Source organism: Tsukamurella sp. USMM236 (assembly GCF_037148755.1).
Lineage (GTDB): Bacteria > Actinomycetota > Actinomycetes > Mycobacteriales > Mycobacteriaceae > Tsukamurella.
In genome coordinates, this window is record NZ_JBBCSS010000019.1 from 1 (window position 1) to 1351 (window position 1351).

General features: G+C 54.6%; 1 rRNA gene. It reads left to right on the forward strand.

The features are described from left to right. A 23S ribosomal RNA gene (locus WFK95_RS24680) occupies positions 1–1351 on the forward strand; the annotation flags it as partial.

Consider the following 1351-nt stretch of genomic DNA (forward strand, 5'->3'; position numbering starts at 1 on the left):
AAGCCTGAGAGGTGATGCGTAGCCGTTGCGGTGAATTCCATGATCCTATGCTGCCGAGAAAAGCCTCTAGCGAGATCTGATGTGGCCCGTACCCCAAACCAACACAGGTGGTCAGGTAGAGAATACCAAGGAGATCGAGAGAACTGTGGTTAAGGAACTCGGCAAAATGCCCCCGTAACTTCGGGAGAAGGGGGACCTCGCATGGTGACCGGATTTACTCCGTGAGCTGTGTGGGGTCGCAGAGACCAGAGAGAAGCGACTGTTTACTAAAAACACAGGTCCATGCGAAGTCGTAAGACGATGTATATGGACTGACGCCTGCCCGGTGCTGGAAGGTTAAGAGGACCGGTTAGCCGTAAGGCGAAGCTGAGAATTTAAGCCCCAGTAAACGGCGGTGGTAACTATAACCATCCTAAGGTAGCGAAATTCCTTGTCGGGTAAGTTCCGACCTGCACGAATGGCGTAACGACTTCTCTGCTGTCTCAACCACAGACTCGGCGAAATTGCAGTACGAGTAAAGATGCTCGTTACGCGCGGCAGGACGAAAAGACCCCGGGACCTTCACTATAGCTTGGTATTGGTGTTCGGTTCGGTTTGTGTAGGATAGGTGGGAGACTGTGAAGCGGGCACGCCAGTGTTCGTGGAGTCGTTGTTGAAATACCACTCTGATCGTATTGGATACCTCAACCTCGGACCATGATCTGGTTCAGGGACAGTGCCTGGTGGGTAGTTTAACTGGGGCGGTTGCCTCCCAAAATGTAACGGAGGCGCCCAAAGGTTCCCTCAGCCTGGTTGGCAATCAGGTGTTGAGTGCAAGTGCACAAGGGAGCTTGACTGTGAGACTGACAGGTCGAGCAGGGACGAAAGTCGGGACTAGTGATCCGGCACCGGCAAGTGGAAGCGGTGTCGCTCAACGGATAAAAGGTACCCCGGGGATAACAGGCTGATCTTCCCCAAGAGTCCATATCGACGGGATGGTTTGGCACCTCGATGTCGGCTCGTCGCATCCTGGGGCTGGAGTAGGTCCCAAGGGTTGGGCTGTTCGCCCATTAAAGCGGCACGCGAGCTGGGTTTAGAACGTCGTGAGACAGTTCGGTCTCTATCCGCCGCGCGCGTTAGAAACTTGAGGAAGGCTGTCCCTAGTACGAGAGGACCGGGACGGACGAACCTCTGGTGTGCCAGTTGTTCCACCAGGAGCACGGCTGGTTGGCTACGTTCGGAAGGGATAACCGCTGAAAGCATCTAAGCGGGAAGCCTGTTCCAAGATTAGGTTTCTCACCACCTTGAGTGGGTAAGACCCCCTACAGACTATGGGGTTGATAGGCCAGAACTGGAAGCGCAGTAATGCGTG